Genomic DNA, 3,829 nt, shown 5'->3' with positions numbered 1-3,829 from the left:
GGTCTAGGTGCAAAATATAAAGAACATTATCGAGGTTTTAATGAAAAACAATGGAATACATTCTCCCCTTCAGCAAAAGTTCATGTAAATGTAAAGGTAGATATCAAACAAACTGGGATTGTCGAATAAAGTGACAAAAAAAAGACCCATCAGCATGGCTGATAGGCCTTTTTTTGGATTACTTTTTGGCTCTATTAAAAGATGATCCCTCTTTTTACCGTCTCTACCTTCACGTGTATTTTAAAAGGTATTTCCGGATAGACCTTCTCCCAATTTAACCTCTTCCATTCTTTATTATGGTCAGCAATTAAATATCGAGCAATTCCAAAGGCATCACAATTAGCGGTTTTAAGCGTTGAAACTACTTCATTTGCTTGTCCTTCAATTCTTCGAGCAATTTTTTTATTGAGCTCCGCCTCCTCTTTTTGTCCTAATAATGACCCTTTTGGATACTCATTTATTTCGATAAACAGTTTCATGTTTAAGACTGCTTCTGGCTTACCCTTTACCATTTTTATTTTCATTTTTCTTTTTGTTTTTATTACGGAAAAGGATACAAAGTTTTTCACATCATGATCTTTATTACTTTCTAGATTTTCCGTTAACTTAATGTCCTTTTTCTTATCACCCTTAGCCATTAATAATATGATTGGTTTGTTTCCTTTTAATGTTTTACCAGTATAGCTTCTCTTATGGAACAGAGCAATTCCAGTAACCTTTATCTTTTCTTTATCCAATTGTTCAAGGTAAGGAAGTGTAAAATCTTCCCCTTCGTCAAACATACTAGTGCGAATGGTTTGCTGATTTTGTACAGGGACAATCATATGTTCTTCTGCGCTTCTTATGAGTTCAATCAGTGCCTCACTAATCAAATTTTCCTTTAGCTTTTTCACCTTGATTATATCTGAAGCCTGTCCTTTTACAACTGCTACTTTTGCTGCAAGCGAACTTCTAGGATCACGAAAAAAGACATCAAAATAAGGATAAAGGTCCTTTTTAGCTGTTTTTTCACTAATCAAGATAACTCGTAATTTATTTGGTGAATAAACGCCTGGTATTTGTTTATCCACTTCTAATCTTGCTTCCCTTAATGTATGCCCCTTTTCTTCAACTATGTAGTTAACAGACTCACTTTGTCCGCCAGCCATGAGTTTGCTGGTTCGAATCGCGGAAGTCGTTTTTATTTTGTTGTCCATTGTTAAATCATAGCCAATACTTAAAACAAGGGCGCTATCTTTTAAAAGATTTTCATCCCAACAACCCGTTAGAGAAAGCAGTATAATCAATACGAAAATTCTTTTTACTTTTTTCACAACCTTTCCCCCTCCTTCTTGCCATTCCGATGAAATAAGAAGGACACAATGATTGCTAAAAGCGGTATTCCTGCTAAAAAAATATAACTTAATATTGCAATCATTTTAAACTGAACAAAAACCAATTCTCTCGATATCGGTAAAGCTAGAACAAGAATATAAACAAGAAATGAGAGAACTATAGTTGATATGGTTCGATTTTTTAAGTGAAATAGTGTACAGATCCCGATATTTGATAGATATAAGTATGAAATATAACTGGTCATGATCATGACGATCCATAATGCAACAATAATTAAATCTAGTCTCTCAATGACCCCAAAAATTGTTATCGATTTAAATAAATAAAGGATCGGTTGTGGAATCAATGTCATTTCTTTTGGACTAAAAAACAAAATGCAGGTTAGAATCACAAATAGATAAATGATTGTAATGAAAATAATTGACAATATCGAGTACTTCAGTTTACTTTTCAATTTCCCAGTTACAAACGGCAAAATAACTAATAAGCTGTCAAACCCTAAAAATGCGGGAATGCTACTATTGCTGCCTTTTAATATATTGACAAAGGCTATTTCATTAACAGGAAATAAATATTTCCAATGAAAATGAGGGATTGCTCCTAGATTCATTAACAAGAGAAAAACAATTATCCAAAAGCATAGCTGATAAAAGCGTGTGATTATTCTTAGATTTTCTTTTCCTAAGTAAATTCCAAGCATAACCATCAACAATAAAATCACCCAAGGTGGTGTAGCGGTTAATATCCAGTTTGTAATAATAATCATGTACATCTGATTAATATTGAAGCAGATAAGGAAAAAATAGATAAGGTACCCGACTATGATCAATCTTCCACACCATTTTCCGAATACAACCAGGCAAATATCATAAATCGTTCGCTTAGGAAATCGACTGTGCAGATAAACATAAGTCAAAACAAGTAATCCAGCGACAAGACCTGTTATCAAGATAGAAACCCAGGAAGCTTGGCGTGCATCTTTGTAAACCATATTCGGAAATGTTAATATACCGTCACCAATAGTGTTCATTAAAATGAAAAAGAACATCTGAAAAGAAGAAATACTCTCTTTCTTAGTCTCCATCCTCCGTCCACCCCTTTTTCCCAGTGGATTGTTCTTGGTCAATTGGTTTAGCTGTACTTGGTCGAGTCTTCATTTTCCAAAAAGGAATTCTTATCAAGCTATCTTTTAGATCCTGCACTCGTAGTGGACCCAATGGTGCAAAGTAAGGAGCACCAAAAGACTCTAACTTAACTAAGTGAATCATTAAAAACATGAACCCAACCACGATACCTACTAAACCAAGTAGGGAAGCAGCAACAATCATCGGAAAACTTAATAATCGAATCGAAGTACTCATCTCATAAATGGGAACAGTAAAAGAAGAGATGGCCGTTATGGCGATTACAATGATCATGGTATTAGAAACAAGATTTGCTTCCACAATTGCTGTCCCTATTACTAACCCGCCCACAATTGCCACAGTTTGAGCCATTGAAGTAGGAAGTCGAATCGCAGCCTCCCTTAGTAATTCTAGTGTAAGTTGCATAATCAAAGCCTCAATCACAGGTGGGTACGGGACATATTCCAAGCTCCCTTTAATATTAGTCACCAATTCATATGGCAGAACTTCAAAGTGAAAGGAAACAATTGCAATATAAATCGATGGTAAACTAACACTGATGAAAAATCCTATAAGACGAATTGCACGTAAAAACGACCCTAAAATAAACCGAGAATTATAATCATCGGGTGATTGAAAGAATGAAAAAAATGTCACTGGCATGATGGAAGCAGTTGCACTCCCCTCAACCAGAACTGCTATTCTACCATCCATCAAGTTTGCTACGACACGATCTGGTCTTTCAGTTTCTAAAATTTGTGGAAAAGGTGAATAGGAGCTATCTTCAATGAATTCCTCCAATTTTCCTGGTGTAAGATTATTCTCCAGTTTTATGGATGAAATCCGGTATTTTACTTTTTCGATTACTTCAGGATTTGCGATATTTTCAATATAAAGAACCGAGACGTTAGTGGTAATTTGTCCATCCCCAATACTTAGCATTTCACTTTTAAATTTTGTAGTCCTGCTTCGATTTCGAAGTAGGTTCAAATTTTTATTTAAACTCTCAACAAACCCATCATGGGAACCACCTACTATTTTTTCAGAATCAGGTTCCAAAATGGCACGTGATTCAAATAAACTGCTTTCCAGCAAATATGCTATTTTAGAATCTCCTTCAAAAATAGCGACCTTCCCATCCAATAGACCAGAAAAAATCGTCTGAAAGTTATCAGTCGGTTTTATATCTGCTATAGGCAAATCAAGAATGGAATCATTGTATTCTAACTTGTAAATTTCATTTACTACTCTGCCATTAACAATATCCTTGTTCGTGATCGAATCAATAAAAGCAATACCTATCCATCGATCCTTTATCTCAAAAACTCTTGTCTGAAAATCATGCATATTAGAAAAAGTCTTACTTACAG

2 protein-coding genes and 1 pseudogene are annotated in these 3,829 nt (G+C 34.8%); all 3 read right to left on the bottom strand.

Going from position 1 to position 3,829, the window contains the following annotated elements:
- Nucleotides 1-194 precede the first annotated feature (194 nt).
- Nucleotides 195-1,313, bottom strand: a complete 1,119-nt coding sequence (locus tag V7137_RS13765) for a Ger(x)C family spore germination protein (RefSeq protein WP_335698614.1) — start codon at nt 1,311-1,313, stop codon at nt 195-197.
- Nucleotides 1,310-2,419, bottom strand: a complete 1,110-nt coding sequence (locus tag V7137_RS13760) for a GerAB/ArcD/ProY family transporter (RefSeq protein WP_335698613.1) — start codon at nt 2,417-2,419, stop codon at nt 1,310-1,312. The genes V7137_RS13765 and V7137_RS13760 overlap by 4 nt, the downstream gene beginning before the upstream one ends.
- Nucleotides 2,409-3,829 (bottom strand): annotated as a pseudogene (locus V7137_RS13755) (spore germination protein); the annotation flags it as partial. The pseudogene V7137_RS13755 and the gene V7137_RS13760, both read right to left, overlap by 11 nt.

The sequence above is a fragment of the Neobacillus drentensis genome (assembly GCF_036962765.1).
Taxonomy (GTDB): Bacteria; Bacillota; Bacilli; order Bacillales; family Cytobacillaceae; genus Neobacillus; species Neobacillus drentensis_C.
Note: the sequence above shows the minus strand (reverse complement) of the source record. Positions and strands in the feature narration are given on the sequence as shown.